This window comes from Rugamonas rivuli (assembly GCF_009380165.1).
Lineage (GTDB): Bacteria > Pseudomonadota > Gammaproteobacteria > Burkholderiales > Burkholderiaceae_D > Rugamonas > Rugamonas rivuli.
In genome coordinates this window covers 444,452-468,590 of sequence record NZ_WHUF01000006.1, presented here as the reverse complement: position 1 = coordinate 468,590, position 24,139 = coordinate 444,452, and the positions used below count along the sequence as shown (strand labels likewise).

Annotated in this window: 36 protein-coding genes; 3 read left to right on the top strand and 33 right to left on the bottom strand. The window is 58.5% G+C overall.

From position 1 onward, the window contains the following. On the bottom strand, positions 1-547 hold a 547-nt coding region (locus GEV01_RS23695), incomplete at its 3' end, for a protein-disulfide reductase DsbD N-terminal domain-containing protein (RefSeq protein WP_217428482.1). A 114-nt stretch (positions 548-661) separates the two neighbouring features. Here GEV01_RS23695 and GEV01_RS23690 point away from each other — a divergent pair. Beyond that, positions 662-2,332: a M28 family peptidase gene (locus GEV01_RS23690; RefSeq protein WP_152807912.1), complete on the top strand. Its 1,671-nt coding sequence runs from the start codon at positions 662-664 to the stop codon at positions 2,330-2,332. A gap of 54 nt (positions 2,333-2,386) precedes the next feature. Here the strand turns inward: GEV01_RS23690 and rplQ are convergent, their stop codons facing one another. The 28 genes from rplQ to rplC form a co-directional block, all read right to left on the bottom strand. Continuing rightward, positions 2,387-2,785: a 50S ribosomal protein L17 gene (gene rplQ, locus GEV01_RS23685; RefSeq protein ID WP_008444345.1), complete on the bottom strand. Its 399-nt coding sequence runs from the start codon at positions 2,783-2,785 to the stop codon at positions 2,387-2,389. A 117-nt stretch (positions 2,786-2,902) separates the two neighbouring features. Then, positions 2,903-3,880: a DNA-directed RNA polymerase subunit alpha gene (locus GEV01_RS23680; RefSeq protein WP_008444343.1), complete on the bottom strand. Its 978-nt coding sequence runs from the start codon at positions 3,878-3,880 to the stop codon at positions 2,903-2,905. Positions 3,881-3,988: 108 nt separating this feature from the next. Beyond that, positions 3,989-4,612, bottom strand: a complete 624-nt coding sequence (rpsD, locus tag GEV01_RS23675) for a 30S ribosomal protein S4 (RefSeq protein ID WP_008444341.1) — start codon at positions 4,610-4,612, stop codon at positions 3,989-3,991. A 225-nt stretch (positions 4,613-4,837) separates the two neighbouring features. Beyond that, positions 4,838-5,242: a 30S ribosomal protein S11 gene (gene rpsK / locus GEV01_RS23670; protein ID WP_008444339.1), complete on the bottom strand. Its 405-nt coding sequence runs from the start codon at positions 5,240-5,242 to the stop codon at positions 4,838-4,840. A 14-nt stretch (positions 5,243-5,256) separates the two neighbouring features. Next, positions 5,257-5,622, bottom strand: coding sequence for a 30S ribosomal protein S13 (gene rpsM / locus GEV01_RS23665; protein ID WP_008444337.1), 366 nt, complete (start codon positions 5,620-5,622; stop codon positions 5,257-5,259). 27 nt (positions 5,623-5,649) lie between these two features. Beyond that, positions 5,650-5,763, bottom strand: coding sequence for a 50S ribosomal protein L36 (gene rpmJ, locus GEV01_RS23660; protein ID WP_005663407.1), 114 nt, complete (start codon positions 5,761-5,763; stop codon positions 5,650-5,652). Positions 5,764-5,793: 30 nt separating this feature from the next. Then, positions 5,794-6,012, bottom strand: a complete 219-nt coding sequence (gene infA / locus GEV01_RS23655; RefSeq protein WP_005663428.1) for a translation initiation factor IF-1 — start codon at positions 6,010-6,012, stop codon at positions 5,794-5,796. An 18-nt stretch (positions 6,013-6,030) separates the two neighbouring features. After that, positions 6,031-7,365 carry a preprotein translocase subunit SecY gene (gene secY, locus GEV01_RS23650; RefSeq protein WP_008444335.1) on the bottom strand — a complete coding sequence of 445 codons (1,335 nt, stop codon included), beginning with the start codon at positions 7,363-7,365 and terminating at the stop codon, positions 6,031-6,033. 32 nt (positions 7,366-7,397) lie between these two features. Continuing rightward, positions 7,398-7,829 carry a 50S ribosomal protein L15 gene (gene rplO, locus GEV01_RS23645; protein WP_008444334.1) on the bottom strand — a complete coding sequence of 144 codons (432 nt, stop codon included), beginning with the start codon at positions 7,827-7,829 and terminating at the stop codon, positions 7,398-7,400. A 27-nt stretch (positions 7,830-7,856) separates the two neighbouring features. Continuing rightward, positions 7,857-8,036: a 50S ribosomal protein L30 gene (gene rpmD, locus GEV01_RS23640; protein WP_152807911.1), complete on the bottom strand. Its 180-nt coding sequence runs from the start codon at positions 8,034-8,036 to the stop codon at positions 7,857-7,859. A 10-nt stretch (positions 8,037-8,046) separates the two neighbouring features. Next, positions 8,047-8,565, bottom strand: coding sequence for a 30S ribosomal protein S5 (gene rpsE / locus GEV01_RS23635; protein WP_008444331.1), 519 nt, complete (start codon positions 8,563-8,565; stop codon positions 8,047-8,049). 9 nt (positions 8,566-8,574) lie between these two features. Next, positions 8,575-8,937: a 50S ribosomal protein L18 gene (gene rplR / locus GEV01_RS23630; protein ID WP_008444329.1), complete on the bottom strand. Its 363-nt coding sequence runs from the start codon at positions 8,935-8,937 to the stop codon at positions 8,575-8,577. 13 nt (positions 8,938-8,950) lie between these two features. Further along, positions 8,951-9,484, bottom strand: coding sequence for a 50S ribosomal protein L6 (gene rplF / locus GEV01_RS23625; protein WP_008444327.1), 534 nt, complete (start codon positions 9,482-9,484; stop codon positions 8,951-8,953). A 10-nt stretch (positions 9,485-9,494) separates the two neighbouring features. Further along, positions 9,495-9,890: a 30S ribosomal protein S8 gene (gene rpsH / locus GEV01_RS23620; protein ID WP_008444325.1), complete on the bottom strand. Its 396-nt coding sequence runs from the start codon at positions 9,888-9,890 to the stop codon at positions 9,495-9,497. 14 nt (positions 9,891-9,904) lie between these two features. After that, complete coding sequence (gene rpsN / locus GEV01_RS23615) at positions 9,905-10,210, bottom strand: 30S ribosomal protein S14 (RefSeq protein WP_008444324.1); 306 nt, start codon at positions 10,208-10,210, stop codon at positions 9,905-9,907. 7 nt (positions 10,211-10,217) lie between these two features. Further along, entirely contained in the window at positions 10,218-10,757 is a 540-nt protein-coding gene (rplE, locus tag GEV01_RS23610) for a 50S ribosomal protein L5 (protein WP_008444321.1), read from the bottom strand. A 6-nt stretch (positions 10,758-10,763) separates the two neighbouring features. Beyond that, a complete protein-coding gene (gene rplX / locus GEV01_RS23605) occupies positions 10,764-11,078 on the bottom strand; it encodes a 50S ribosomal protein L24 (protein WP_008444319.1) in 315 nt (104 codons plus the stop codon). Between the two features lie 9 nt (positions 11,079-11,087). Then, a complete protein-coding gene (gene rplN / locus GEV01_RS23600) occupies positions 11,088-11,456 on the bottom strand; it encodes a 50S ribosomal protein L14 (RefSeq protein ID WP_008444317.1) in 369 nt (122 codons plus the stop codon). Positions 11,457-11,719: 263 nt separating this feature from the next. Further along, a complete protein-coding gene (rpsQ, locus tag GEV01_RS23595; protein ID WP_008444314.1) occupies positions 11,720-11,989 on the bottom strand; it encodes a 30S ribosomal protein S17 in 270 nt (89 codons plus the stop codon). After that, positions 11,986-12,177: a 50S ribosomal protein L29 gene (rpmC, locus tag GEV01_RS23590; RefSeq protein WP_008444304.1), complete on the bottom strand. Its 192-nt coding sequence runs from the start codon at positions 12,175-12,177 to the stop codon at positions 11,986-11,988. The genes rpsQ and rpmC overlap by 4 nt, the downstream gene beginning before the upstream one ends. Positions 12,178-12,189: 12 nt before the next feature. Next, the gene (gene rplP / locus GEV01_RS23585; protein WP_008444302.1) at positions 12,190-12,609 is read right to left on the bottom strand and encodes a 50S ribosomal protein L16; all 420 of its coding nucleotides are present in this window, start codon (positions 12,607-12,609) and stop codon (positions 12,190-12,192) included. 2 nt (positions 12,610-12,611) lie between these two features. Beyond that, positions 12,612-13,415 carry a 30S ribosomal protein S3 gene (gene rpsC / locus GEV01_RS23580; protein WP_008444300.1) on the bottom strand — a complete coding sequence of 268 codons (804 nt, stop codon included), beginning with the start codon at positions 13,413-13,415 and terminating at the stop codon, positions 12,612-12,614. 10 nt (positions 13,416-13,425) lie between these two features. Next, positions 13,426-13,758 (bottom strand): 50S ribosomal protein L22, encoded by a 333-nt coding sequence (gene rplV, locus GEV01_RS23575; protein ID WP_176362469.1) that lies wholly within the window; start codon positions 13,756-13,758, stop codon positions 13,426-13,428. Next, a complete protein-coding gene (gene rpsS, locus GEV01_RS23570; protein ID WP_008444295.1) occupies positions 13,755-14,030 on the bottom strand; it encodes a 30S ribosomal protein S19 in 276 nt (91 codons plus the stop codon). The genes rplV and rpsS overlap by 4 nt, the downstream gene beginning before the upstream one ends. Before the next feature lie 10 nt (positions 14,031-14,040). Continuing rightward, a complete protein-coding gene (gene rplB / locus GEV01_RS23565; RefSeq protein WP_008444293.1) occupies positions 14,041-14,868 on the bottom strand; it encodes a 50S ribosomal protein L2 in 828 nt (275 codons plus the stop codon). Next, entirely contained in the window at positions 14,868-15,182 is a 315-nt protein-coding gene (gene rplW, locus GEV01_RS23560; protein WP_008444291.1) for a 50S ribosomal protein L23, read from the bottom strand. Before rplW ends, rplB begins: the two co-directional genes overlap by 1 nt. Beyond that, a complete protein-coding gene (gene rplD, locus GEV01_RS23555; RefSeq protein WP_008444290.1) occupies positions 15,179-15,799 on the bottom strand; it encodes a 50S ribosomal protein L4 in 621 nt (206 codons plus the stop codon). The genes rplW and rplD overlap by 4 nt, the downstream gene beginning before the upstream one ends. A 3-nt stretch (positions 15,800-15,802) precedes the next feature. After that, positions 15,803-16,459, bottom strand: a complete 657-nt coding sequence (rplC, locus tag GEV01_RS23550; RefSeq protein WP_008444287.1) for a 50S ribosomal protein L3 — start codon at positions 16,457-16,459, stop codon at positions 15,803-15,805. Positions 16,460-16,770: 311 nt separating this feature from the next. Between rplC and GEV01_RS23545 the strand changes: the two genes are divergently transcribed. Together GEV01_RS23545 and GEV01_RS23540 are read left to right on the top strand one after the other, a co-directional pair. Continuing rightward, the gene (locus tag GEV01_RS23545) at positions 16,771-17,496 is read left to right on the top strand and encodes a PEP-CTERM sorting domain-containing protein (RefSeq protein WP_152807910.1); all 726 of its coding nucleotides are present in this window, start codon (positions 16,771-16,773) and stop codon (positions 17,494-17,496) included. 24 nt (positions 17,497-17,520) lie between these two features. Then, complete coding sequence (locus GEV01_RS23540; RefSeq protein WP_235914539.1) at positions 17,521-18,303, top strand: PEP-CTERM sorting domain-containing protein; 783 nt, start codon at positions 17,521-17,523, stop codon at positions 18,301-18,303. A 27-nt stretch (positions 18,304-18,330) separates the two neighbouring features. Here the strand turns inward: GEV01_RS23540 and GEV01_RS23535 are convergent, their stop codons facing one another. The 4 genes from GEV01_RS23535 to tuf form a co-directional block, all read right to left on the bottom strand. Beyond that, a complete protein-coding gene (locus tag GEV01_RS23535) occupies positions 18,331-19,176 on the bottom strand; it encodes a DUF817 domain-containing protein (RefSeq protein ID WP_152807909.1) in 846 nt (281 codons plus the stop codon). 125 nt (positions 19,177-19,301) lie between these two features. Then, the gene (locus GEV01_RS23530) at positions 19,302-22,061 is read right to left on the bottom strand and encodes a TonB-dependent receptor plug domain-containing protein (protein ID WP_235914537.1); all 2,760 of its coding nucleotides are present in this window, start codon (positions 22,059-22,061) and stop codon (positions 19,302-19,304) included. Positions 22,062-22,436: 375 nt separating this feature from the next. Then, positions 22,437-22,754 (bottom strand): 30S ribosomal protein S10, encoded by a 318-nt coding sequence (gene rpsJ / locus GEV01_RS23525; RefSeq protein ID WP_005663509.1) that lies wholly within the window; start codon positions 22,752-22,754, stop codon positions 22,437-22,439. A 128-nt stretch (positions 22,755-22,882) separates the two neighbouring features. Continuing rightward, positions 22,883-24,073, bottom strand: a complete 1,191-nt coding sequence (tuf, locus tag GEV01_RS23520; RefSeq protein WP_152807839.1) for an elongation factor Tu — start codon at positions 24,071-24,073, stop codon at positions 22,883-22,885. Positions 24,074-24,139 lie beyond the last annotated feature (66 nt).

Below are 24,139 nucleotides of genomic sequence, written 5' to 3'. Positions count from 1 at the left end.
CAGGAGCGCTGGCCGCCGGCTGCGCGATCGGCGGCGCGGCAGCGGCATTGACCGAGGCGCCGGCAGGCGCGGCGGCGGCGGTGGTTTTTGCGCCGGCGGGCGCGGCAGGCAACGGCACCGCGCCGCTGCTCGTCAGCTGGATCTTGTAATCCTGGGGCGCATAGCACAGGCCCTTGTCCGAGCAGCCCTGCCCGACCGCCATCAGCGTGTACGGGCCCTCGCCCTCCACCGGCAACGTCATGGTGACGCTCTTGCGGTAGGTCTCGACATTCTTGCCGAAGGTTTCATCGAAGTGCACCGTGCCGGCCGGGATGGACAGCGCGCCCAGCTTGGCGCCCACCGCGCTGAACTTGAAGCGTTCGCGGTACATGTAGTAGCCGTCGGCGATCTGGAAACTGACCGACAGCGTGCGGCCGTCGACCATGCGGGCAGAGAATTTGAAGGCCTGGTCGGGCTCAAGGAAGCCATCGTCGGCAAGCGCGGGACGGGCCATCAACATGGCGATCAACGACAGCAGCGGCAGTAAAAGGCGGGCGATACGAAGCATGTGTTTTCTTTCGACGAAACGAGCACCAGCATAGTACACCGGGCCTGCTGTTTGCGCCTGAACCGGGCCTTAAGCCTGCTAAACTCGGCTTTTCCACTTTCGATGGAGCACCCGATGGCCGCGATCCGCCCCCTGCTGTTTTCCGCCCTGGCGCTGGCCGCCGGCAGCGCCTGCGCCCAGGCGCCCGCCAAGGCCCTGGCGGCCATCACCACACAGGACTTGATGGAGCACATCAAGACGCTGGCGTCCGACGAATACGAAGGCCGGGCGCCGGGCTCGGCGGGCGAAGCCAGAACCGTGGCCTACCTGGAGCAGCAGTTCCGCAAGCTGGGCCTGAAGCCGGGCCATCCCAACGGCAGCTGGGTGCAGCCGGTGCCGATGCGCGGCCTGACGCCCACGCCCAGCTTCCGCTACACGATAGGCGGCCAGACCGTGGCGCTGAACTTCCCCGAAGATTACGTGGCCCACTCGACCAGCCAGCCCACCAGCGTCGGCGTGAACAATTCCGAGATCGTGTTCGTCGGCTACGGGGTGCAGGCACCCGAGTACGGCTGGGACGATTACAAGGGTGTCGACGTACGCGGCAAGACCATCCTGATGTTGATTAACGATCCGGCCATCCCCGATCCGCACGACCCGTCGCAGCTGGATCCGTCCATGTTCAAGGGCAAGGCCATGACTTACTACGGCCGCTGGACCTACAAGTACGAGATCGCCGCCAGGCTGGGCGCGGCGGCCGCCATCATCATCCACGAGACCAAGCCGGCGGCCTATCCGTGGGACGTGGTGCGCAGCGGCGGCAACGGTGAACAGTTCAGCCTGCTGCACGATGGAGACGATCCCGATGCGCCACCGGTGCCGGGCTGGATACAGCTGGACAAGGCCAGGCAGATGATGGCCGCCGCCGGCTACGATTTCGACACGCTCAAGCAGCAGGCGCTGAGCAAGGAGTTCCGCCCCGTCAGCCTGAAGGGTACGGCCGACTTCAAGGTGGACAACACGGCGCGCACTATCGATTCGAACAACGTGGTGGCGCTGATCGAAGGCAGCGATCCCAAGCTCAAGCACGAGTATGTGGTCTACAGCGCGCACTGGGACCACCTGGGCATCGACACTCGCCTGCCGGGCACGCGCACGCAGCAGATCTATCACGGCGCGCTGGACAACGCTTCCGGCACTGCTGCGCTGCTGGCGCTGGCCAAGGCCTACAAGGCGCTGCCGAAGGCGCCCAAGCGCTCCATCCTGTTCGTGGCGACCACGGCCGAGGAGCGCGGCCTGCTGGGGGCGAAATACTATGCGGCCCATCCGCTGCACCCGCTCAAGCAGACGGTGGCCAACATCAATATCGACGGCATCAATGCCTGGGGCCGGACGGCGCAGATCGAGAACGTGACCTCGGGCCACTCCAGCATCGACGCGCTGCTGGCCAAACATGCGGCCGCGCAGGGCCGCAGCATGCAGCAAGACTCGCGGCCCGAGCTGGGCAGCTTCTACCGCGCCGACCAGCTGGAGTTCGCGCGGGTGGGCGTGCCGGTGCTGTACACCAAGGCGCGCAGCCGCTTCCTGGACCAGCCGGACAGCTACGCGCACGATGTGGTGGACCGCTATGTCGCGCACGACTACCACCAGGTGACGGACAATGTCCGCAGCGACTGGGACTTCCGCGGCGGCGTGCAGGATATCCAGCTGCTGTTCCAGGTGGGGCTGGACATCGCCCAGGGCGCGACGCCGACCTGGAACGCCGGCTCCGAGTTCAAGGCGGCCGGCGAGCGGCGCCTGAAATAAAAAAAGCCAGGCAGAGCCTGGCTTTTTCCAATCACACGGTGACAACGGCGAAGATTACTCTTCAGCGGTTGGCGCTGCGTCGATGTCGGTGACTTCTGGACGGTCCATCAGCTCAACGTAAGCCATAGGAGCGTTGTCGCCAACACGGAAACCCATTTTCAGGATGCGCAGGTAGCCGCCGTTGCGGTTTGCGTAGCGTGGGCCCAGTTCTGCGAACAGCTTCAGAACCATTTCACGATCGCGCAGACGGGAGAATGCCAGGCGCTTGTTAGCCAGGGTGTCGGTCTTGCCCAGGGTCAGGATAGGCTCAACTACGCGGCGCAGCTCTTTAGCTTTTGGCAGCGTGGTTTTGATGGCTTCATGACGCAGCAGGGAAACGGTCATGTTGCGCAGCATTGCCAGACGGTGGGACGAGGTACGATTCAGTTTACGGAGGCCGTGACGGTGACGCATGGTACTTCCTTTCAGGTGTTTAAATCCGAGTTCTTCGATCGCTCACGTTTGACGGCGAGCGCGGACCGGTTCTAGGGATAACGCCCGGCACAACATGTGCCGGGCGGGTACGACAAATTACTTTTCCAGGCCGGCAGGCGGCCAGTTTTCCAGCTTCATGCCCAGGGTCAGACCGCGGGATGCCAGAACTTCCTTGATTTCGTTCAGGGACTTGCGGCCCAGGTTCGGCGTCTTCAGCAGTTCGTTTTCCGAACGCTGGATCAGGTCGCCGATGTAGTAGATGTTTTCGGCTTTCAGGCAGTTGGCCGAACGCACGGTCAGTTCCAGATCGTCCACTGGACGCAACAGGATAGGATCGACCAGCGGAGCGCGCGAAGGCGCTTCGGCAGCGGCTTCGGTGCCTTCCAGGGCGGCGAACACATTCAGTTGATCAACCAGCACGCGGGCCGATTGACGGATCGCTTCTTCCGGCGAGATGACGCCGTTGGTTTCGATGTTGATGATCAGCTTGTCCAGGTCGGTACGCTGTTCCACGCGAGCGGACTCGACGAAGTAGGAAACGCGGCGCACTGGCGAGAACGATGCATCCAGAATGATGCGGCCGATGGTTTTGTTGGTGTCTTCGGACAGGCGGCGTACGTTACCTGGCACATAGCCACGGCCTTTTTCGACTTTGATCTGCATGTCCAGTTTGCCGCCGGCGGTCAGGTGAGCGATCACGTGGTCCGGATTGATCAGTTCCACATCGTGTGGCAGATCGATGTCCGAAGCCAGGATGGCGCCTTCGCCTTCCTTTTTCAGGGTCAGGGTGACGGAGTCACGGTTGTGGACTTTGAAGACCACGCCCTTCAGGTTCAGCAGCAGGTCAACGACGTCTTCTTGCACGCCGTCGAGCGACGAGTATTCGTGTACAACGCCCGCGATCGTCACTTCGGTCGGCGCGTAGCCCACCATCGACGACAGCAGTACGCGGCGCAGCGCATTACCCAATGTATGGCCATAGCCGCGTTCGAACGGCTCCATCACTACTTTAGCGTGGCCGGCGCCCAGCGCCTCTACATCGATAATACGTGGCTTCAACAGACTGTTTTGCATGTGGTGTCCTCTTCAATACCCTCGGCGCGTTAGGCCGATAAGGCTGATGGCATCAGTGAAAACGCCCACTCGAGCGAGTGGGCGGGTTTTTTACGACTAGACTACAGATTAACGCGAGTACAGTTCGACGATCAGCGATTCGTTGACGTCGTTGGCGATCTCGTTGCGCTCTGGCAGGGACTTGAAGGTACCTTCCATTTTCTTGGCATCGACCGACACCCAAGCTGGCATGCCAACTTGTTCAGCCAGCGACAGCGCTTCAACGATACGCACTTGCTTTTTCGATTTTTCACGAACAGCGATGACGTCGCCGACTTTGACCACGTACGAAGCGATGTTGACCACTTGGCCGTTCACGGTGAACGCTTTGTGCGATACCAGCTGACGCGCTTCAGCGCGGGTCGAGCCGAAGCCCATGCGGTATGCAACGTTGTCCAGGCGGGTTTCCAGCAGCTTCAGCAGGGTTTCGCCGGTGTTGCCTTTGCGACGGTCGGCTTCAGCGAAGTAGCGACGGAACTGACGTTCCAGAACGCCGTACATACGCTTGACTTTTTGCTTTTCGCGCAGTTGGTTGCCGTAGTCCGAGGTGCGGGCACCCGATTTCACGCCGTGCTGGCCTGGTTTGACGTCCAGTTTGCACTTGCTGTCCAGCGAGCGACGTGCGCTCTTCAGGAACAGGTCAGTACCTTCACGACGGGAGAGTTTTGCTTTAGGTCCGATATAACGTGCCACGATGCTTCCTTTTTTTAAATAATAACGCCCCAGCCATCGCAACGATGGTTAGGCGCTAGTCTGATCCTCAGGGTGGGCCAGACGGTGGCTAAAAATGCGAATAACCCGCCGAACCGTGTTCGACAGGCGACAACAGCCGGGCAGTATAACCGTTTCCGGTCTCCTGCTCCAGCGATTTCTGCAAGTCGGAAGGAGGCGAAGCGAACTTCGCCGCCGACCGGACTCTTAGATACGACGACGTTTTGGAGGACGGCAGCCGTTGTGCGGTACTGGGGTAACGTCCTGGATCTCGGTGATCTTGATGCCCAGGTTGTTCAGTGCGCGCACTGCGGATTCACGACCAGGACCAGGGCCCTTGATACGCACTTCCAGGTTCTTCACGCCGCATTCAACTGCGACTTTACCAGCTGCTTCAGCCGCAACCTGCGCTGCGAACGGGGTCGATTTACGCGAACCCTTGAAGCCAGCACCACCGGAGGTCGCCCACGACAGAGCGTTGCCCTGACGGTCGGTGATGGTAATGATGGTGTTGTTGAAGGAAGCGTGAACGTGTGCGATACCTTCGGCAACGTTCTTCTTGACCTTCTTGCGTACGCGCGCTGCTGCTGCGCTGCTTTGTTGCTTAGCCATGTGATTTCCCTAGATTATTTCTTGAGCGATTGAGCGGCTTTGCGCGGGCCCTTGCGGGTACGTGCATTGGTGCGGGTGCGCTGACCGCGGACCGGCAGGCCCTTACGGTGACGCATGCCGCGGTAGCAACCCAGATCCATCAAACGCTTGATGTTCATGGACAGTTCGCGGCGCAGATCGCCTTCGACGATGAATTTAGCTACTTCATCGCGCAGCTTTTCCAGTTCGCTGTCGTCCAGATCCTTGACCTTTTTATTGGTCGCGATACCCGTTGCGGCGCAGATGAACTTTGCGCGTGGACGGCCTACACCGTAGATGGCCGTCAGGCCGATAACGGTGTGCTGATGATTGGGGATATTAACCCCTGCAATACGTGCCATTCGTTATTCCTCGATAAATAACGGTTATTAACCTTGACGCTGCTTGTGACGTGGTTCGACGCAGATTACGCGAACAACGCCCTTGCGCTTGATGATCTTGCAGTTGCGGCAGATCCGCTTGACTGAGGCGTTAACTTTCATTTTGCTCTCTCTTCTTGGTTCGATTTATAGTTACTTGGTCCGGAACACGATGCGTGCACGGCTCAGGTCGTAAGGTGTCAGCTCTACCGTCACCTTGTCGCCAGGAAGAATGCGGATATAGTTCATCCGCATTTTACCCGAAATATGCCCGAGCACCACGTGTCCGTTTTCCAGCTTCACTCGAAATGTTGCATTCGGGAGATTCTCAAGAATCTCGCCCTGCATCTGTATGACGTCGTCTTTTGCCATTCGGTATGTTTACCGCGCTTATCGCGTCGGAATTCCGCCCTTGAAATTTGCTTTGCGCAGCAGCGATTCATATTGCTGCGACATCACGTAGTTTTGCACTTGCGCCATGAAATCCATGGTAACAACCACAATAATCAACAGAGAAGTGCCGCCGAAATAGAACGGTACTTTCCACTCGGCTTGCATGAATTCCGGCAACAAACACACCAAAGTGATGTAGATGGCGCCAGCCAGTGTCAAACGTGTCAGGATCTTGTCGATGTAACGGGCAGTCTGCTCACCGGGACGGATCCCTGGCACAAAGGCCCCGCTCTTCTTCAAGTTATCCGCTGTTTCTTTGCTGTTGAAGACCAGCGCTGTATAGAAGAAACAGAAAAACACGATCGCAATGGCGTACAACAGTGCGTGGATGGGCTCGCCTGGCCCCATCGATGCTGCCAAATCTTTCAGGAACCGGACCGCCGGGTTGGCCGTATCGGCGCCCTTCGTAAACCAGTCCACGATCGTTGCTGGGAACAAGATAATCGACGAAGCGAAGATCGGTGGGATCACGCCGGCCATATTCAACTTCAATGGCAGGTGCGACGTTTGTCCACCGTAAATCTTGTTACCCACCTGGCGTTTCGCATAGTTCACCAGAATCTTGCGTTGGCCACGTTCCACAAATACCACCAAGAACGTCACCGCCACAACCAGGATCATGATGATGATCGCGGAGAAGGCACCGATCGAACCGTTGCTCACCGACGAGGCCAAGCCCGCCAGCGCGCCCGGCAAACCGGCTGCGATACCCGCGAAAATGATGATCGAGATACCGTTACCGAGACCGCGCTCGGTAATCTGCTCGCCCAACCACATCACGAACATGGTTCCGGTCAACAGCGTAACGACCGTCACGAAACGGAATGCATAGCCTGGATCCAGCACCAGACCTGCTTGCGACTCCAGTGCGACTGCGATGGCCAACGCTTGGAACGTAGCCAGCACCACCGTGAAATACCGGGTGTACTGGGTGATCTTGCGACGGCCAGCTTCGCCTTCTTTTTTGAGCGCTTCCATCTGCGGGGACACGATCGACACCAGTTGCATGATGATCGAGGCCGAGATGTAAGGCGTGATACCCAGCGCAAAGACTGTGAAGCGCGCCAGAGCGCCACCGCTGAACATGTTCAACATGCCCAGGATGCCGCCCTCTTGCGACTTGAACAGCGAGGCCAATTGTACCGGATCGATCCCGGGAACCGGGATGTGAGCGCCGATACGATAAACCACCAATGCGCCAAGCAAGAACCAGAGCCGGCCCCAAGGGAAACCAGCTGCTGCACTTTTAGCCAATTGTGGATTAGTCGCCAATTTTCGCTCCGATCAAGCTGTTAGCGGTCAACTCAGGCTACCGAGCCGCCGGCTGCTTCGATGGCGGCTTTCGCGCCAGCGGTCACTTTCAGGCCTTTGAGGTTCACCGCTTTGGTGATCTCGCCGGACAGAATGACGCGTACGTCGCGTGCCAGCACGCTCAGAACGCCAGCTTGTTTCAGCACCAGGATGTCGACATCGCCGACCGCCAGGTTGTTCAGGTCGGACAGGCGCACTTCAGCTTTGAAGGTGGCGTTGAGCGACTTGAAACCGCGCTTAGGCAGACGGCGTTGCAGAGGCATCTGACCGCCTTCGAAACCGACTTTGTGGAAGCCGCCCGAACGCGATTTTTGACCTTTGTGACCACGGCCCGAGGTTTTACCCAGACCGGAGCCGATACCGCGGCCGACGCGACGCTTGTAGTGCTTAGCGCCATCGGCTGGTTGTATGGTATTCAGTTCCATGATTTCTCCGTGTGTAAGCCCGAGGGCTTACGCAACTACTTTAACGAGGTACGAGACTTTGTTGATCATGCCGCGCACTGCAGGGGTGTCTTCCAGCTCACGCACGGAATTCACACGACGCAGGCCCAGGCCACGCACGGTGGCGCGGTGATCTACGCGGGTGCCGATCAAGCCCTTGACCAGTTGTACTTTCAGGGTTTTTGCCATGTCGTTCACCTTAGCCCAGGATCTCTTCTACCGATTTGCCGCGTTTAGCAGCAATCTCAGCAGGAGTACTCATTTTTGCCAGACCATCCAGCGTGGCGCGTACCAGGTTGTAAGGGTTCGAGGAACCGGTGGATTTCGCCACCACGTCCGTCACGCCCATTACTTCGAAGATAGCGCGCATTGCGCCGCCAGCGATAACGCCGGTACCTGGTTTCGCAGGCGACATCATCACTTTCGATGCGCCGTGACGGCCGGTAACGGTGTGCTGCAGGGTGCCGTTCTTCAGGGAGACCTTGATCAGGTTGCGACGGGCTTCTTCCATTGCCTTCTGCACACCAACCGGTACTTCCTTCGACTTGCCCTTGCCCATGCCGATGCGGCCATCGCCGTCACCAACTACGGTCAGCGCGGCGAAACCCATGATACGACCACCCTTGACCACTTTGGTCACGCGGTTGATCGCGATCATTTTTTCGCGCATGCCGTCATCCGGCTTGTCGCTTGCCATTTTTGCTTGCATTTTTGCCATGATCGTTCCTTAGAACTTCAGACCGGCTTCGCGCGCGGCTTCTGCCAGCGCCTTCACACGGCCGTGGTAACGGAAACCGGAGCGGTCGAACGCGACTTCGGTAATCCCTGCTTTCAGTGCTTTCTCTGCGACGCGCTTGCCGACCAGGGCAGCGGCGGCAGCATTGCCACCCTTGCCCGATTTGCCAGCCAGTTCGTTGCGCACTTCGACTTCTGCCGTGGAGGCCGATACCAGTACTTTGGCATCCGGCGAGATCAGGTTCGCGTAGATATGCAGATTGGTGCGGTGTACCGACAGGCGGTTCACTTTCTGTTGCGCGATCTTGATCCGGGTTTGGCGTCCGCGGCGCAGACGTGATTCTTTCTTGTCCATCGTCAGCCCCTAGTTACTTCTTCTTGGTTTCTTTAATCTTAACCACTTCGTCCGAATAACGGACGCCCTTGCCCTTGTAAGGCTCAGGGGAGCGGTAAGCGCGAACTTCAGCAGCCACTTGGCCCACTTGCTGACGGTCGATCCCTTTGATGATGATCTCCGTCGGCGTTGCGGTAGCGCAGGTGACGCCGGCTGGCATCGAGTGCACGACAGGGTGCGAGAAGCCCAGCGACAGATTCAGCTTGTCGCCTTGCGCTTGCGCCTTGTAACCCACACCGACCAGGTTCAGCTTTTTCTCGAAACCCTTGGTCACGCCAGTGACCATGTTGTTGACCAGTGCGCGCAGCGTACCGGACATGGCATTGGCTTCGCGGCTGTCATTAGCGGCGACGAAGCTCAGGGTTCCTGCATTGTTTTCCACCGTGACCTGGCCGTTCAGGGCCTGGGTCAGGACGCCCAGAGGGCCCTTGACGGTGATCGCTGCTGCGGAGATGGCGACTTCAGCGCCAGCTGGCACAGCGATTGGCATTTTAGCTACACGAGACATGTCTAACTCCTTATGCGACGTAGCAAATAACTTCGCCGCCGACACCGGTAGCGCGTGCTTTGCGGTCAGTCATGACGCCTTGCGGAGTCGACACGATCGCCACACCCAAGCCATTCATCACAGTAGGGATCTCGTCTTTGCCCTTGTAGACGCGCAGGCCCGGACGGGACACGCGCTCAAGGCGCTCAATGACGGGACGGCCAACATAATACTTCAAACCGATTTTCAGTTCCGCTTTGCCACCAGCTTCGGCTACGGCGAAATCTTCAATGTAACCCTCGTCCTTGAGGACGTTGGCAATCGCAATTTTAACTTTCGACGATGGCATGGCCACGGTCGTCTTTTGCACGCCTTGGGCGTTACGAATGCGGGTCAGCATATCGGCGATAGGATCGCTCATACTCATTGCATATTCTCCTATTACCAGCTTGCTTTAGTCATACCCGGGATCTCACCACGCATGGCGAATTCACGGAGCTTGATACGGCCCAGACCGAATTTACGGAAGGTGCCGCGTGGACGACCGGTGACGGCGCAGCGGTTACGCTGGCGGGTCGGAGCCGAGTTACGTGGCAGCGCTTGCAGTTTCAGGCGCGCTTCGTAACGTTCTTCTTCCGACTTCGACTGGTCATCAATGATGGCCTTCAGCGAAGCGCGCTTGGCGGCAAACTTGTTTGCCAGGTCGACGCGTTTCTGCTCACGGTTAATCAGTGCGAGTTTTGCCATGATCTTCTTAGTTCCTGAACGGGAATTTAAAGGCGGCGAGCAGAGCTTTCGCTTCGTCGTCGGTCTTGGCGGTGGTGGTGATCGAAATGTTCATACCACGCAGCGCATCGATCTTGTCGTACTCGATTTCCGGGAAGATGATCTGCTCTTTGACGCCGATGTTGTAGTTGCCACGACCATCGAACGAACGGCCATTCACACCGCGGAAATCGCGCACGCGCGGCAGAGCCACGGTGATGAAGCGATCCAGGAACTCGTACATACGAGCGCCGCGCAGGGTGACCATGGTACCGATCGGGTAGCCTTCACGGATTTTGAAACCCGCGATAGCTTTGCGCGACTTGGTGGTCACTGGCTTTTGGCCAGCGATCTTGGTCAGGTCGCCCACAGCGTGTTCGAGGACTTTCTTGTCCGCGATGGCCTCACCGACACCCATGTTCAGGGTGATCTTGGTCAGACGTGGAACTTCCATCACCGACTTGTAACCGAATTTCGCGGTCAGGTCGGCGACGACTTTTTCTTTATAGAATTCTTGGAGACGTGCCATGATTTCTTAAGCCTTCACTACTTCGCCGGACGATTTGAAGACGCGGACTTTTTTGCCATCCACTTCTTTGAAACCGACACGGTCTGCCTTGCCAGTCGCTGCATTGAACAATGCAACGTTGGACACGTGAATCGGCATAGTCTTATCGACGATACCACCTTGTACGCCAGTCATTGGGTTAGGCTTGGTCGCTTTTTTAGCGACGTTGACGCCTTCAACCACGACATGCTCAGCATCGATACGCTGCTGAACGACGCCACGCTTGCCCTTGTCTTTCCCGGTCAGAACGATGACTTCGTCGTTTTTACGAATCTTATCCATTACGACTCCTTACAGGACTTCCGGTGCCAGGGACACGATCTTCATGAACTTTTCAGTGCGCAGCTCGCGCGTCACTGGTCCAAAAATACGGGTACCGATCGGTTCCAGCTTGGCGTTCAACAGAACGGCGGCATTGCCGTCGAACTTCACCAGGGAACCGTCTTGGCGGCGAACACCTTTAGCGGTGCGCACTACCACGGCGTTATAAATTTCACCTTTTTTGACACGACCACGTGGCGCAGCAACCTTAACGGTTACCTTGATCACGTCGCCAATGCCTGCATAACGGCGCTTGGAGCCGCCCAATACCTTGATGCACATTACTTCTTTGGCACCGGTATTGTCAGCCACTTCGAGCCGGCTTTCAGTTTGAATCATAGTATTCTCTTTCCCAACTTAAGCCGAAGAATCCACACAATGCGGACCCGCGGTCAGTCTTGGTCCCGCCAGAGTGCCCTGCTGGGCCCACTGTTTGGGTGCTTGACCTTCGTACTGCTACTGACCGCACGGTTCTGCGTCTGTGGCCAGACACTTTGCGGCGTTACATGAACGAAGCCCGCAAGTATTACATACAACTCGCGGGCTTGCAAGAACTAATTGAAAATCGCCCCCGGCCCGAAGACCGGAGGCGAAAACTTCAATTAAACGATTTGCGCGGCTTGCACCACGCGCGTCACGGTCCATGCCTTCGTTTTGGAGATCGGACGACCTTCCACGATTTCCACCGTGTCACCGGCTTTCACCTGGTTGGTCTCGTCGTGCGCGTGATACTTGTTCGAGCGGACGATGATCTTGCCGTACAAAGGATGCTTGACGTGACGTTCGATCAGAACGGTAACGGTTTTGTCCATCTTGTCGGACACCACTTTACCGATCAGGGTGCGCTTGAGCGACTTTACTGGTTCGGTCATTTGGCTTCCTTCGTGTTCATTACCGTTTTTACACGTGCGATATCGCGACGTACCTTCTTGAGCTGCGAAGTATTGCTCAGCTGCTGCGTAGCGGTTTGCATACGCAGGCCGAATTGCGCCTTCAACAGGTCATTCAGCTCTTTTTGCAGAGCTACCTGGTCTTTGCCGCGGAGTTCAGATGCTTTCATATTTCACTCCTGTTATTGACCAACTTGACGGACCACGAAGGTGGTCGCCAGTGGCAGTTTGGCAGCGGCCAGGCGGAATGCTTCGCGCGCCAGTTCTTCTGCGACGCCATCCATTTCGTACAGGACTTTGCCTGGACGGATTTCAGCGACGTAGTACTCCGGATTACCTTTACCGTTACCCATACGGACTTCGGCAGGCTTGTTCGAGATCGGTTTGTCCGGGAACACGCGAATCCAGATACGGCCGCCACGTTTGATGTGACGGGTCATGGCGCGACGTGCTGCCTCGATCTGGCGTGCCGTGATACGACCACGGGCAACGGCTTTCAGACCGAACTCGCCGAACGACACCGAAGTGCCGGCGGTGTGCGAAATGCCGGTGTTACGGCCTTTCTGCTCTTTACGATACTTTCTGCGTGCTGGTTGCAGCATGATTATTCTCCTGCTTTCTCGGCCGGCTTGGCGGCAGTGCGTACACGAGCGCCTGGAGCGGCTGGCTTGGCGCCGGCGCCGGCTGGGCGCGGACGGCCAGCTGGTTTGCCGTCGTCACGACGTGGGCCACGTGGCTTTTTCTCGTCCGGTGGGGTATCGATCACTGGAGCGTCGCCGTTAGGAGCGCGGTCGCCTTTGTAAACCCATACTTTCACACCGATGATGCCGTAGGTGGTCGAAGCTTCGCTGGTGCCGTAGTCGATATCGGCGCGCAGGGTGTGCAGTGGCACACGGCCTTCGCGATACCACTCTTTACGAGCGATTTCGATACCGTTCAGACGACCCGACGACATGATCTTGATGCCCAGGGCACCCAGACGCATGGCGTTTTGCATCGCGCGCTTCATGGCGCGACGGAACATGATGCGTTTTTCCAGCTGTTGAGCGATGGAATCGGCGATCAGTTGCGAGTCGATTTCCGGCTTGCGGATTTCTTCGATGTTCACGTGGACAGGAACGCCCATGATCTTGGTCAGCGCCGACTTCAGTACTTCGATGTCTTCGCCTTTTTTACCAATGACCACGCCCGGACGCGAGCTGTAGATCGTGAAACGTGCGTTCTTGGCTGGACGCTCGATGACGATGCGGCCGACCGAAGCGTTTTTCAGCTTGGTCTTCAGGTAAGCGCGTGCCTTCAGATCTTCGTTCAGCATCGAAGCGAAGTTGCTGTTGCCCGCGTACCAACGCGATGCCCAGTTACGGGTAACCGACAGGCGGAAGCCGGTTGGGTGAATTTTTTGACCCATATTTAGCTCCTTAGTTGCCGACGGTCACGTAAATGTGACACGATTGTTTCGAGATACGATCGCCCCGGCCTTTAGCGCGTGCAGTGAAGCGCTTCAGGATCGGGCCCTTTTCGACGTAGATCGTTTTCACGAACAGTTCGTCGATGTCCGCGCCGTCATTGTGCTCGGCGTTGGCGATAGCCGACTCCAGCACTTTCTTGATGATGGTCGCGCCCTTTTTTGGGCTGAATTGCAGAATGTTGAGTGCAGCGTCAACTTTCTTGCCGCGGATCTGGTCAGCCACGAGGCGACCTTTTTGATCCGACAAGCGCACACCCTTGAGGATTGCTTTGGTTTCCATTATTTCTTCGCCTTCTTGTCAGCGGCATGGCCCTTGAACGTGCGGGTCAGCGCGAATTCACCGAGCTTGTGACCAACCATGTTCTCGGAGACGTACACCGGCACGTGCAGCTTGCCATTGTGAACAGCGATCGTCAGGCCGATGAAGTCAGGCATGATGGTCGAACGACGGGACCAGGTTTTGATTGGCTTTTTGTCTTTGGCAGCTTGCGCGGCTTCGACTTTTTTCACCAGGTGGGCGTCACAGAACGGCCCTTTTTTCAATGAACGAGTCATGTGCTACCCCTTATTTCTTGCCGCGGCGCGAGACGATCATGGAAGAAGTACGCTTGTTGCTGCGGGTCTTCTTACCCTTAGTCTGTTGGCCCCAAGGCGACACTGGATGACGACCAGCTGCAGTTTTACCTTCACCACCACCGTGCGGGTGATCGACCGGGTTCATGACCACACCGCGAACGGTAGGACGAACACCGCGCCAGCGCATCGCACCGGCTTTACCGATTTTACGCAGGCTGTGTTCGGCATTGCCGACTTCACCCACGGTTGCACGGCACTCGATGTGCACGCGACGTACTTCACCCGAGCGCAGACGCACTTGAGCGTAGGTACCTTCGCGGGCCATCAGGACCACGCCGGCGCCGGCGGTACGGGCCATCTGGGCACCCTTACCTGGCAGCATTTCGACGCAGTGCATGACGGTACCGACTGGGATGTTGCGGATCGGCAGGCAGTTGCCCGACTTGATCGGCGCTTCCGAACCGTTCATCACGGTGTCGCCAACGCTCATGCCTTTGGTGGCGATGATGTACTGGCGCTCGCCGTCGGCGTAGCACAGCAGGGCGATATTCGCGGTGCGGTTTGGATCGTATTCGATACGTTCCACTTTCGCTGGAATGCCATCCTTCTGACGCTTGAAGTCGATCAGGCGATAGTGCTGCTTGTGACCACCGCCGATGTGGCGGGTGGTGATGTGGCCGTTGTTGTTACGACCAGCAGTTTTCGATTTTTTCTCAACCAGGGCTGCGAACGGACGACCTTTGTACAGGTCCGGGTTCACAACTTTCACCATGCCGCGACGGCCTGGGGAGGTTGGCTTCATCTTAACGAGTGCCATTATTTAGCCTCCTCGGAGAAATTGATTTCCTGGCCAGGTTTCAGGCACACGAAAGCACGCTTGGTATGGTTGCGGCGGCCGGTGTGGGCACCGGAACGCTTCTGCTTACCTTCGCGGTTGACGGTCTGCACCGATTCCACTTCCACTTTGAACAGCAGTTCAACAGCGGCTTTGATTTCTGGCTTGGTCGCGTCGGTGGTAACACGGAACACGATCTGTTCGTTCTTTTCCGCGACCATGGTGGCCTTCTCGGAAATGACCGGAGCCAGCAGTACCTTCATCAGGCGCTCTTCGCTAAATTTCAATGCGCTCATGCCAGCATCTCCTCAATCTTGGCCAGTGCAGCTTTCGTGACCAGGATCTTCTTGTAGAACACCAGGGACATTGGATCTGCGTGACGTGGTTCAACCACCAGGACGTTAGGCAGGTTGCGCGATGCCAGTTCCAGGTTTTCGTTGGCGACGTCGGTGATGATCAGAACCGATTCAAAACCCATGCCGGTCAGCTTTTGCGACAGCAGCTTGGTTTTTGGCGCTTCGATAGCGAAATCTTCGACAACCACCAGGCGCTCTTCACGAGCCAGCTGGGACAGGATCGAGCAGATACCTGCGCGATACATCTTCTTGTTCACTTTGTGGGTGAAGTTCTCGTCAGGCGAGTTCGGGAAGATGCGACCACCGCCGCGCCACAGTGGCGACGACGACATACCAGCACGAGCACGGCCGGTACCTTTTTGGCGCCATGGCTTCTTGGTCGTGTGGTGGACTTCTTCACGGTCTTTTTGTTTACGGTTGCCGCTGCGAGCATTGGCTTGGTAAGCAACGACGACTTGGTGGATCAGGGCTTCGTTGTAGTCACGACCGAAAACTGCGTCGGCGGCGGCAACGTTAGAGGCGGCTTGACCTTGAGCGTTCAAGAGCTTGAGTTCCATCGTTTAAGCTCCCTTCTTTGCTTTAACTTTGACAGCAGGCGATACAACGACCTGGCCATTTTTCGCACCTGGGATCGCGCCTTTGACCAGCAGCAGCTGGCGGTCGGCATCGATACGGGCGATTTCGAGGTTCTGCACAGTGCGGGTGACGTCACCGAGGTGACCGGTCATGCGCTTACCTGGGAACACGCGGCCTGGATCTTGCGCCATACCGATGGAACCTGGAACATTGTGCGAACGGGAGTTACCGTGGGTAGCACGGCCCGAAGCAAAGTGGTGACGCTTGATGGTACCGGCGTAGCCTTTACCAATCGTGACACCTTGAACGTCGATCTTCTGACCGACTTCGAACAGGGAAGCAGCAACTACGTCGCCAGCTTTCAGTTCGGCAGCTTTGGTAGCGTCAACGCGGAACTCTTTCAGCAGAGTACCGGCTTCAACACCAGCTTTAGCGTGATGACCAGCAACAGCCTTCGTTACGCGGGAAGCGCGACGTTGACCGAATGCGACCTGAACTGCGGAGTAACCGTCAGTTTCAGGAGTTTTGATTTGCGCAACACGGTTGTTCGATACGTCCAACACGGTGACTGGGATCGAATCCCCGTCATCGGTGAAGATGCGCATCATACCAACCTTGCGACCGAGAAGGCCAAGGCTCATTTTTTCTCCAATTCCCACCTACGATTGGGCGGGGATATGTTGAACTACAAAATTAGTACGGACCATAAAAAAGGCGAATCCATACCGAAGCCGGCTAGTGTAGCGCGAAAAGACCCTTGACGCAACAACTTAATACGAGGTATGTCGGGTTTGTGCCGTGCTGAATTTCAGCGCCGCGGCGGGCGTTCGCAGCGGATGGGGTGCTGCATTGTTCAATTGAATATATTTTCTTTTTCATAATTCAAATATGATAACATTGCATAGCGCTCGCCTGCCGGGCGCCTCCCCTGCTTCTCCCTCGAAAGGACACCATGCATCCCCTCTCACGATTGACCAAGCCATTGCTGGCCAGCGCACTATTGCTGTGCTGCTTCAGCGCCTCCGCCAACAGCGCCAGCGCCTCGGGCACGGCGGCATTCAGCCACTTGCAGCTGGGCGTCATCGACCTCACGCCGAGCGACAGCCAGGCCGCCGGCTACACCCTGACATCGACCGACACCTGGCTGGTCGGCGCCACGGTCAGCGCCGGCGCCGACGGCGTCCTGGACGCCATCACGGTCCGGGGTGGCCAGGCTTCCAGCGAGCCGCCGGGCCAGAAATACACCTACGGCAGTATCTTCTACCACGTGACCGTGAGCGCGCATTCGGCGCTGACGCTGAGCGGGCATGTGCTGACTTCCGACAGCCGCTACGGCGACCCCGACCCTGACCGCATCTACGGCACGGTCAGCTCCTACGTCTACATCAGTCCGGCCGGCGGCCCGCCCTACCCGCATTATCTGTTCCAACAGTACAGCTCTGCGTGGGGCGGCAACACCGTGGCCAGCAAGGAACGCGACTTTATGGTGGCGTACGCCAATACCGGTGACAGCGCCCAGGATCTGGTGGTGCGAGTGTTCGGCGACACCAGCTATGAACATGCGCAACAGGTTCCCGAGCCACATACCTATGCACTGCTGCTGGCCGGCCTGATGGCGGTGCCGCTGGTGCGCCGTCGCCAAGCCCGGCGCCAGGCCCAAGACCGGAACGCCGCTTAACTCCCGATGACCTCAAAGGACACCATGAAAATCCTACGATTGGCCGTAACCGGCGCGCTGCTGGTAATGACCGCGCTGCACGCCGCCGCAACACCCAGCGCCACCGCCGGCGCCAGCCTCACCAATATCGCCGTCGGCGTGATCGACCTCACGCCCTCCGACGGCGTCGCCGCCTGGTACCAGAGCCGCTTCATATCGGCCAACGCTCGTGGCGGCATCTACAGCGACACCTTCAACAAGACCAGCTGGAAATCCATCAATCAACCGGGAGAAGTCGCGGCGACGATGAGTTACGGCGCCAACAACGCCTCCGCCCAAGTCGGCCTGCTGGGCGAGGTCGTCGCCCAGTCCAAGCTCTATAGCGACCTGGGGCCGCGCGCCGAGGCCTTTGCCTCCGCGGCCCAGTGGTATACCTTCACCGTCGGCGCCCATTCGATGTTGACCGTCAGCGGCCAGGCGTCGACGTGGGTCGGCAAGTCCGCCGACGCCGGCGAGCTGTTCACCGCGTTCGGCAAGGCCTCGGTCGAGCTCGCTGACGACCACTTGTGGAGCGGATACCAGCTGGACTCCGGCTTCAAGGGCGCGGCTCCCGCAGACAGCCGCAGCGAGTCTTTCTGGCTCTCTTACGCCAACGTCAGCGACGCCGCAATGACGGTCAATCTGAGATTTGACATCAGAGGCGGCTCCACCGTCATCGACACGACGCCGCCACTGCCGGTCCCCGAGCCGGAAAGCTATGCGATGCTGGCCGCCGGCCTGCTGCTGCTCGGCGCCGTAGCCCGTCGCCGCAAAGCCGGCCAGTCCTGACCCGGGCAATATCCCGCAGGCCGGCGTTCACTGCTCAGGCACGTGGATGCTGGCCTTGATATGTTTGAGGTGGGCGACGATGGTGAAGGTCATCACCACCAGCAGCGACCACGAACTCCACTTGCTGACATGGACCACCGACCACGCGCCCAGCTGGTTGGGATAGCGCCACACGCCCCAGAAGGTGCTGATGTTCTCGGCCAGCCAGATGAAGAAGCCGATCAGCACGAAGGCCAGCAGCATCGGCATGCGGCGTTCGCGGTCCAGCGGCCGGAACACCACCGTGGTGCGGGCGTACAGGCCCAGCGCGCAGGCCGCCAGATACCAGCGATAGTCGCCGAGGTAGTGGTGGGTAAAGAAGTTCACATAGATCAGCACGGCGATCAGCACCGCCATCCAGTACGGCGGATGATGGCGGATGCGCAGGTCGAACAGGCGCCAGGCCTGGATGATGTAGCTGCCGATCGACGCATACATGAAGCCCGAGAACAGCGGCACGCCCCACAGCTTGGTGTAGGCGAAGTCCGGATAGCTCCACGACTGGATGGAACCGGACACCTTGAACACCTCCAGCGCAAAGCCGACCAGGTGGAACAGGCTGACCGCCTTCAATTCATCCCAGCTCTCCAGTCCTGACCACACCATCCACGCCTGTATGCCCAGCGCCAGGACCAGCAGCGCATCGTAGCGCGGCAGGCCCAGCACGCCAGCGCGCGGCACCAGCAGCACGGCGCCGAAGAACAGGCCGACGAACAGGCAGGCGCGCGCCTCCTTCACGCCGAAGTACAGGAACTCCATCGCGAAGCGCGGCCAGCCGCGCAAGCCCGCGCGGGCGGAGTCATCGAGCAGGTGGTGGTCCAGCGCAGCGAGCATGGTGTGTCCGGTTGAGTTTTTAGCAAGCGACTCTAGCGCCATGGCGCGCATCTGTCCAGCGGCAGCGGACGAAAAAAAACCAGGCACCGAAGTGCCTGGTTTTTCAGACTGCCAGTTCTAAGCGATTAGAACGAGTACGAAGCGCTGGCGCCGAAAGTGCGGAACTGCGGCGTGGTGAACGTGTCGCGATAGTTCACTTGCGAGTCCTGGTTCAACAGATTATTGATGTACAGGGCCAGTTTCACGTTCTTGATGCCGGAGTACGCCAGGTTGTAATCCAGCGTGGTGTTGCTGCGAACGCGTTCGCAAGCTGGCATGTTGGCGGCGCTGACATTGCTGGTGACGCAGTAGTTCAGGCTGTCGTCGCTGTTCAGGCTGTAACCACCGTAGTAGTTGACGGTGGCGCCGTGATCGAAGGCACCCACTTTCATCGAAGCGCGCAGCTTGGTACGCAGACGTGCGCCGATGTCGTAGTTGCCGGCGGCGTTCATGCCGTAGGCATTGTCAGCCACGATGAACGACTGGTAGTTCAGCGCGTACGTACCTTCCAGCTTCAGGCGCAGTTCGCCGACGTTCTGGATCTTGATGCGGCCAGCCATGTCGAAGTCGAAGCCCGAAGCGCGGGTCTTGCCACTGTTGACGTACGGGTTGTACACCAGGCCCAGCTTGCCGACGCCGCCGAAGTTGACGGTGGTGGCAGGCGCATACTTCTTGGCCAGTGCGATGAACTCGTTGTCGGCAGCGGTGTTATCCGTGCGCAGCAGTTGACCGGCTGGCAGCGAAGCTTCGCCTTTCAGAATGTCGCCAACCGCGCGGCTGCCGATTTCGTCTTTGCGCTCGATGTTGTAGTAGTCCAGCGCCAGGGTCCAGTTCTTGACCGGCTCGAATACCATGCCCAGCGTGTACGAACGCGAGGTTTCAGGCTTCAGGTCCGGATTGGACGCCACGAAGCTAGGCAGCGAGCCCAGGCAGTCGTTGTTGCGGAAGGTGTTGGACAGGGCCTTGTCGGAGGTGGTCGCGGTTGGCGACTTCTGGACCAGGTCGTTCAGCGCGGTAGCGGTAGGGCAGCGGCGCAGGTCGTTGACGTTGGTGGCAACCGAGCTACGGCCCAGGCCGTTACCGGATTCAACGATGTTCGGTGCACGGAAGCCGCCGGCAGCCGTGGCGCGCAGCAGCAGCGTCTCGGTAGCGTTGAACTTCACACCCAGCTTAGGCGAAACGTGGGCTTCGCTGCCGCTGGTTTTGTCGGCGCGCAGCGCGGCGCTCAGTTCCACCGATTTGACGACCGGGATGGTCGCTTCGGAGAACACGGCGTAGTGGCTGACCGTATCCTTGACTTGCAGGCCGAAGATGCCGACCAGGTCGCCGTTCAGGACGTTGTCCGAGCTCTTCATCTCATACGATTCGCGACGCAGGTCGGTACCGACCGCAACGCTCAGAGGACCAGCTGGCAGCTGGGCAACAGCACCGGACACGGTAGCGTCGAAGAACGAAATCTTCGATTTACCTTTGGTGGTACGGACCGGGAACATCGATTCCAGCAGGGCGGTATCGTTTTTCTGGCCGAACTTGTAGGTGTTGTTGACGATCGCGTCGGTGTAGCCCTTGGCGCTGGCAGCGCGGGTGGCCTTGGTGGCCGACGAGGTCATGTAGCCGGCCGCCGATTTCCAGTCGTAATCGCCGATGGTGCCGGTCAGTGCCAGCATCGCGCGGGTCTGGTCGGACTCGGTGCGGTTGAAGTTGAAGCCATCGCCGGTGTCCATCAGGCGCGCGCGCAGCTCGATCGGGGTCGTGTTGGAGTTGCCGTTGTTACCAACTGGCAGCTTCGGATACGAGAACGGGCCGACCATCTTGCCGCCGAAGACGTTGTACCAGACGCTGGTGCCGGTGGTGGTGCCGCCATTGTTGGAGCTCAGTGGTGCGACGATGTAATCGTTGGTGGCGCCAGCGGTGGTGATTTCAAAGTTGGCGTCGATGTTGGCGCCGATCTTGAAGTGGGTGTTGCTCACTGCAGCGTAGCGCTTGTTGTTGGTGGTCAGGCCGGTGTACGGCAGCGCGTCCCATTTGCACAGCTTGTCAGCCGGGTCGATCTGGTCGGCCGGGCAGCCGGCGACCGGCACGATCTTGGCGCTGTTGAAGAAATAGTTACCAGTCGGCGAATAGGTGCTCTTGGCATCCCAGGTCGAGTGGCCAGGGGTCTGGCGGTACCAGCTTGGGTACTTGTTGCGCATTTCACCCATGGTGTAGCCATCGCGCTTGTAGCCTTCGAAGGTCAGGTAGGTGTTGAAGCCTTGCTTGTCGATGTCGCCGTAGCCGTAGATCGCCGAAGCGCTGCGGTTGCGGGCGTCCTGGAAGCCGTCGGCGGTCTCGTAGTTGACCGTGACCTTGCCGCCTTCGTAGTCCTTGCGCAGGATGATGTTGATCACGCCGGCGACAGCGTCGGAGCCGTAGATTGCCGAGGCGCCGTCTTTCAGGATCTCGATGCGTTCGACCGCTTCGGTCGCGATCGCATCCAGGTTGGTGAAGTTTTCCTGCGCGCCGTCGGACAGGCCGTAAGGAGCGATACGGCGGCCGTTGACCAGGATCAGCGTGGACACCTTGCCCAGGCCGCGCATGCTGACGCCGGACGAACCGGTCGCGAAGCCGCCCGAGCCCTGCGTAGCCGAGTTGAGGCTGGTGCTGGTGGCGGAAGAGGAGCGCAGCAGGCCCAGCACGGTGTGCTCGCCGGTGCGTTCGATATCGTCGCGGTTCAGGATTTGCACCGAGGCGGCGGCTTCGATATCGGTGCGCTTGATGCTCGAACCGGTGATTTCAACGCGTTGGAGTTTAGGTTCGGCTTCAGCGGCTTGCTGAGCGATGGCGTGCTGTGAGAAAGCGACGGTCAATGCGATAGCGATCGCACTTTTTTTAAAAAGTGGTTTATTCAAGAACTGCTCCCAGATGTGGTTATTTAATCTGCGCGTTCGCTATCGCCCATCGGGGGTAAGATGAACCTAGCTTTTCACGTCTGCCGTAAATTTCGCACATTGGTGGTGCGTTGAAAAGCCAAAATGCGATATTTATTACCGTTTGGTTAGTTTATTGGCGAAGGTGTTGTTTTTTGGAACGGTTGCCGCCCAGGCAGCCATGCACGGTTGGCAAGATTGCTTTGGGGAACAGTAAACGACAATGGGGCCGGGCGCATCCGCATTTGCGGACAGGCCCGGCCCCATCATCAGCTGGCGAAAGGGGGTATCCCCCGCCCGCCGGCGTAAAAACGATTACTGCAGTTTGATTTCGACGTCAACACCAGCTGGCAGGTCCAGCTTCATCAGTGCGTCAACGGTCTTGTCGGTTGGGTCGACGATGTCCATCAGGCGCTGGTGGGTACGGATCTCGAACTGGTCGCGCGAGGTCTTGTTGACGTGTGGCGAACGCAGAACGTCGAAACGCTGGATGCGGGTTGGCAGTGGGACTGGGCCCTTGACAACGGCGCCGGTGCGCTTAGCGGTGTCAACGATTTCCAGTGCGGACTGGTCGATCAGCTTGTAGTCGAAAGCTTTCAGGCGGATACGGATTTTCTGGTTTGGTGCGGACATGATATTTCCTCAAAAGAGCGAACTGACAACTATGTAGCGTCAGCAATATTTAAAAGAACGGTTTTCGTACAACAGGGCCGACATGGTATCACACCTTGTCGGCCCTGCTTTACATCAGCGCTTAAAAATTAGGCGATGATTTTAGCAACAACGCCTGCACCAACGGTACGGCCGCCTTCGCGGATAGCGAAGCGCAGACCTTCTTCCATCGCGATCGGGTTGATCAGCTTGACGGTGATCGACACGTTATCGCCTGGCATAACCATTTCTTTGTCCGCTGGCAGTTCGATCGAACCGGTCACGTCGGTGGTACGGAAGTAGAACTGTGGACGATAGTTGTTGAAGAACGGGGTGTGACGGCCGCCTTCGTCTTTCGACAGAACATAGATCTCGCCGGTGAAGTGGTTGTGCGGCTTGATCGAGCCTGGCTTCGCCAGAACCTGACCACGCTGTACGTCTTCACGCTTGGTGCCGCGCAGCAGCAGACCAACGTTGTCGCCGGCTTGACCCTGGTCCAGCAGCTTGCGGAACATTTCCACGCCGGTGCAAGTGGTTTTGACGGTATCGGTGATACCAACGATTTCGATCTCTTCGCCGACTTTGATGATGCCGCGCTCGATACGACCGGTCACAACGGTACCGCGACCCGAGATCGAGAACACGTCTTCAACTGGCATCAGGAAGGCGCCGTCCACTGCGCGCTCTGGCGTAGGGATGTAGCTGTCCAGTGCTTCGGCCAGGGCCATGATGGCTTGCTCGCCCATTGGGCCGGTGTCGCCGTCCAGAGCCATACGTGCCGAACCTTTGACGATAGGCAGGTCGTCGCCTGGGAAGTCGTACTTCGACAACAACTCGCGCACTTCCATTTCAACCAGTTCCAGCAGTTCTGCGTCGTCGACCAGGTCGCACTTGTTCAGGAACACGATGATGTATGGAACGCCAACTTGGCGGGCCAGCAGGATGTGCTCGCGGGTCTGTGGCATTGGGCCGTCAGCTGCGGAGCAAACCAGGATCGCGCCGTCCATCTGCGCTGCACCGGTAATCATGTTTTTGATGTAGTCGGCGTGGCCTGGGCAGTCAACGTGAGCGTAGTGACGGCCGGAGGTTTCGTATTCGACGTGTGCGGTGTTGATGGTAATGCCGCGTGCTTTTTCTTCTGGAGCAGCATCGATCTGGTCGTATGCTTTGGCTTCGCCGCCGAATTTCTTCGACAGAACAGTTGCGATCGCAGCGGTCAGGGTGGTCTTGCCGTGGTCGACGTGGCCGATGGTGCCGACGTTAACGTGCGGCTTGGTCCGTTCGAATTTCTCTTTTGCCATTTTATTCTTCCTTAGAACAATGTTTTAAATTTGCTGCCGGAGGATCTCCCCGGCAGCAATAGATAC

Bases quoted from the DNA above. Each gene is read 5' to 3' on its own strand.
- rplX (WP_008444319.1), bottom strand. From the start codon at position 11,078: ATGGATAAGATTCGTAAAAACGACGAAGTCATCGTTCTGACCGGGAAA.
- rpmC (WP_008444304.1), bottom strand. From the start codon at position 12,177: ATGAAAGCATCTGAACTCCGCGGCAAAGACCAGGTAGCTCTGCAAAAA.
- rpmJ (WP_005663407.1), bottom strand. From the start codon at position 5,763: ATGAAAGTTAACGCCTCAGTCAAGCGGATCTGCCGCAACTGCAAGATC.
- rplB (WP_008444293.1), bottom strand. From the start codon at position 14,868: ATGGCACTCGTTAAGATGAAGCCAACCTCCCCAGGCCGTCGCGGCATG.
- rpsK (WP_008444339.1), bottom strand. From the start codon at position 5,242: ATGGCTAAGCAACAAAGCAGCGCAGCAGCAGCGCGCGTACGCAAGAAG.
- GEV01_RS23540 (WP_235914539.1), top strand. From the start codon at position 17,521: ATGAAAATCCTACGATTGGCCGTAACCGGCGCGCTGCTGGTAATGACC.
- rplQ (WP_008444345.1), bottom strand. From the start codon at position 2,785: ATGCGTCACCGTCACGGCCTCCGTAAACTGAATCGTACCTCGTCCCAC.
- rpsE (WP_008444331.1), bottom strand. From the start codon at position 8,565: ATGGCAAAAATGCAAGCAAAAATGGCAAGCGACAAGCCGGATGACGGC.
- rpsQ (WP_008444314.1), bottom strand. From the start codon at position 11,989: ATGACCGAACCAGTAAAGTCGCTCAAGCGCACCCTGATCGGTAAAGTG.
- rpmD (WP_152807911.1), bottom strand. From the start codon at position 8,036: ATGGCAAAAACCCTGAAAGTACAACTGGTCAAGGGCTTGATCGGCACC.
- tuf (WP_152807839.1), bottom strand. From the start codon at position 24,073: ATGGCAAAAGAGAAATTCGAACGGACCAAGCCGCACGTTAACGTCGGC.
- GEV01_RS23535 (WP_152807909.1), bottom strand. From the start codon at position 19,176: ATGCTCGCTGCGCTGGACCACCACCTGCTCGATGACTCCGCCCGCGCG.
- rpsC (WP_008444300.1), bottom strand. From the start codon at position 13,415: ATGGGTCAAAAAATTCACCCAACCGGCTTCCGCCTGTCGGTTACCCGT.
- rplE (WP_008444321.1), bottom strand. From the start codon at position 10,757: ATGGCACGTCTCCAAGAATTCTATAAAGAAAAAGTCGTCGCCGACCTG.
- rpsM (WP_008444337.1), bottom strand. From the start codon at position 5,622: ATGGCACGTATTGCAGGGGTTAATATCCCCAATCATCAGCACACCGTT.
- rplR (WP_008444329.1), bottom strand. From the start codon at position 8,937: ATGGACAAGAAAGAATCACGTCTGCGCCGCGGACGCCAAACCCGGATC.
- GEV01_RS23680 (WP_008444343.1), bottom strand. From the start codon at position 3,880: ATGCAAAACAGTCTGTTGAAGCCACGTATTATCGATGTAGAGGCGCTG.
- rpsJ (WP_005663509.1), bottom strand. From the start codon at position 22,754: ATGTCCGCACCAAACCAGAAAATCCGTATCCGCCTGAAAGCTTTCGAC.
- rplD (WP_008444290.1), bottom strand. From the start codon at position 15,799: ATGGAACTCAAGCTCTTGAACGCTCAAGGTCAAGCCGCCTCTAACGTT.
- rpsS (WP_008444295.1), bottom strand. From the start codon at position 14,030: ATGACTCGTTCATTGAAAAAAGGGCCGTTCTGTGACGCCCACCTGGTG.
- rpsH (WP_008444325.1), bottom strand. From the start codon at position 9,890: ATGAGTATGAGCGATCCTATCGCCGATATGCTGACCCGCATTCGTAAC.
- GEV01_RS23690 (WP_152807912.1), top strand. From the start codon at position 662: ATGGCCGCGATCCGCCCCCTGCTGTTTTCCGCCCTGGCGCTGGCCGCC.
- rpsN (WP_008444324.1), bottom strand. From the start codon at position 10,210: ATGGCAAAACTCGCACTGATTAACCGTGAGCAGAAACGCGTCGACCTG.
- rplF (WP_008444327.1), bottom strand. From the start codon at position 9,484: ATGTCTCGTGTAGCTAAAATGCCAATCGCTGTGCCAGCTGGCGCTGAA.
- rplN (WP_008444317.1), bottom strand. From the start codon at position 11,456: ATGATTCAAACTGAAAGCCGGCTCGAAGTGGCTGACAATACCGGTGCC.
- rplC (WP_008444287.1), bottom strand. From the start codon at position 16,459: ATGAGCCTTGGCCTTCTCGGTCGCAAGGTTGGTATGATGCGCATCTTC.
- GEV01_RS23545 (WP_152807910.1), top strand. From the start codon at position 16,771: ATGCATCCCCTCTCACGATTGACCAAGCCATTGCTGGCCAGCGCACTA.
- rplP (WP_008444302.1), bottom strand. From the start codon at position 12,609: ATGCTGCAACCAGCACGCAGAAAGTATCGTAAAGAGCAGAAAGGCCGT.
- rplO (WP_008444334.1), bottom strand. From the start codon at position 7,829: ATGGAACTGAATACCATACAACCAGCCGATGGCGCTAAGCACTACAAG.
- rplW (WP_008444291.1), bottom strand. From the start codon at position 15,182: ATGAGCGCATTGAAATTTAGCGAAGAGCGCCTGATGAAGGTACTGCTG.
- infA (WP_005663428.1), bottom strand. From the start codon at position 6,012: ATGGCAAAAGACGACGTCATACAGATGCAGGGCGAGATTCTTGAGAAT.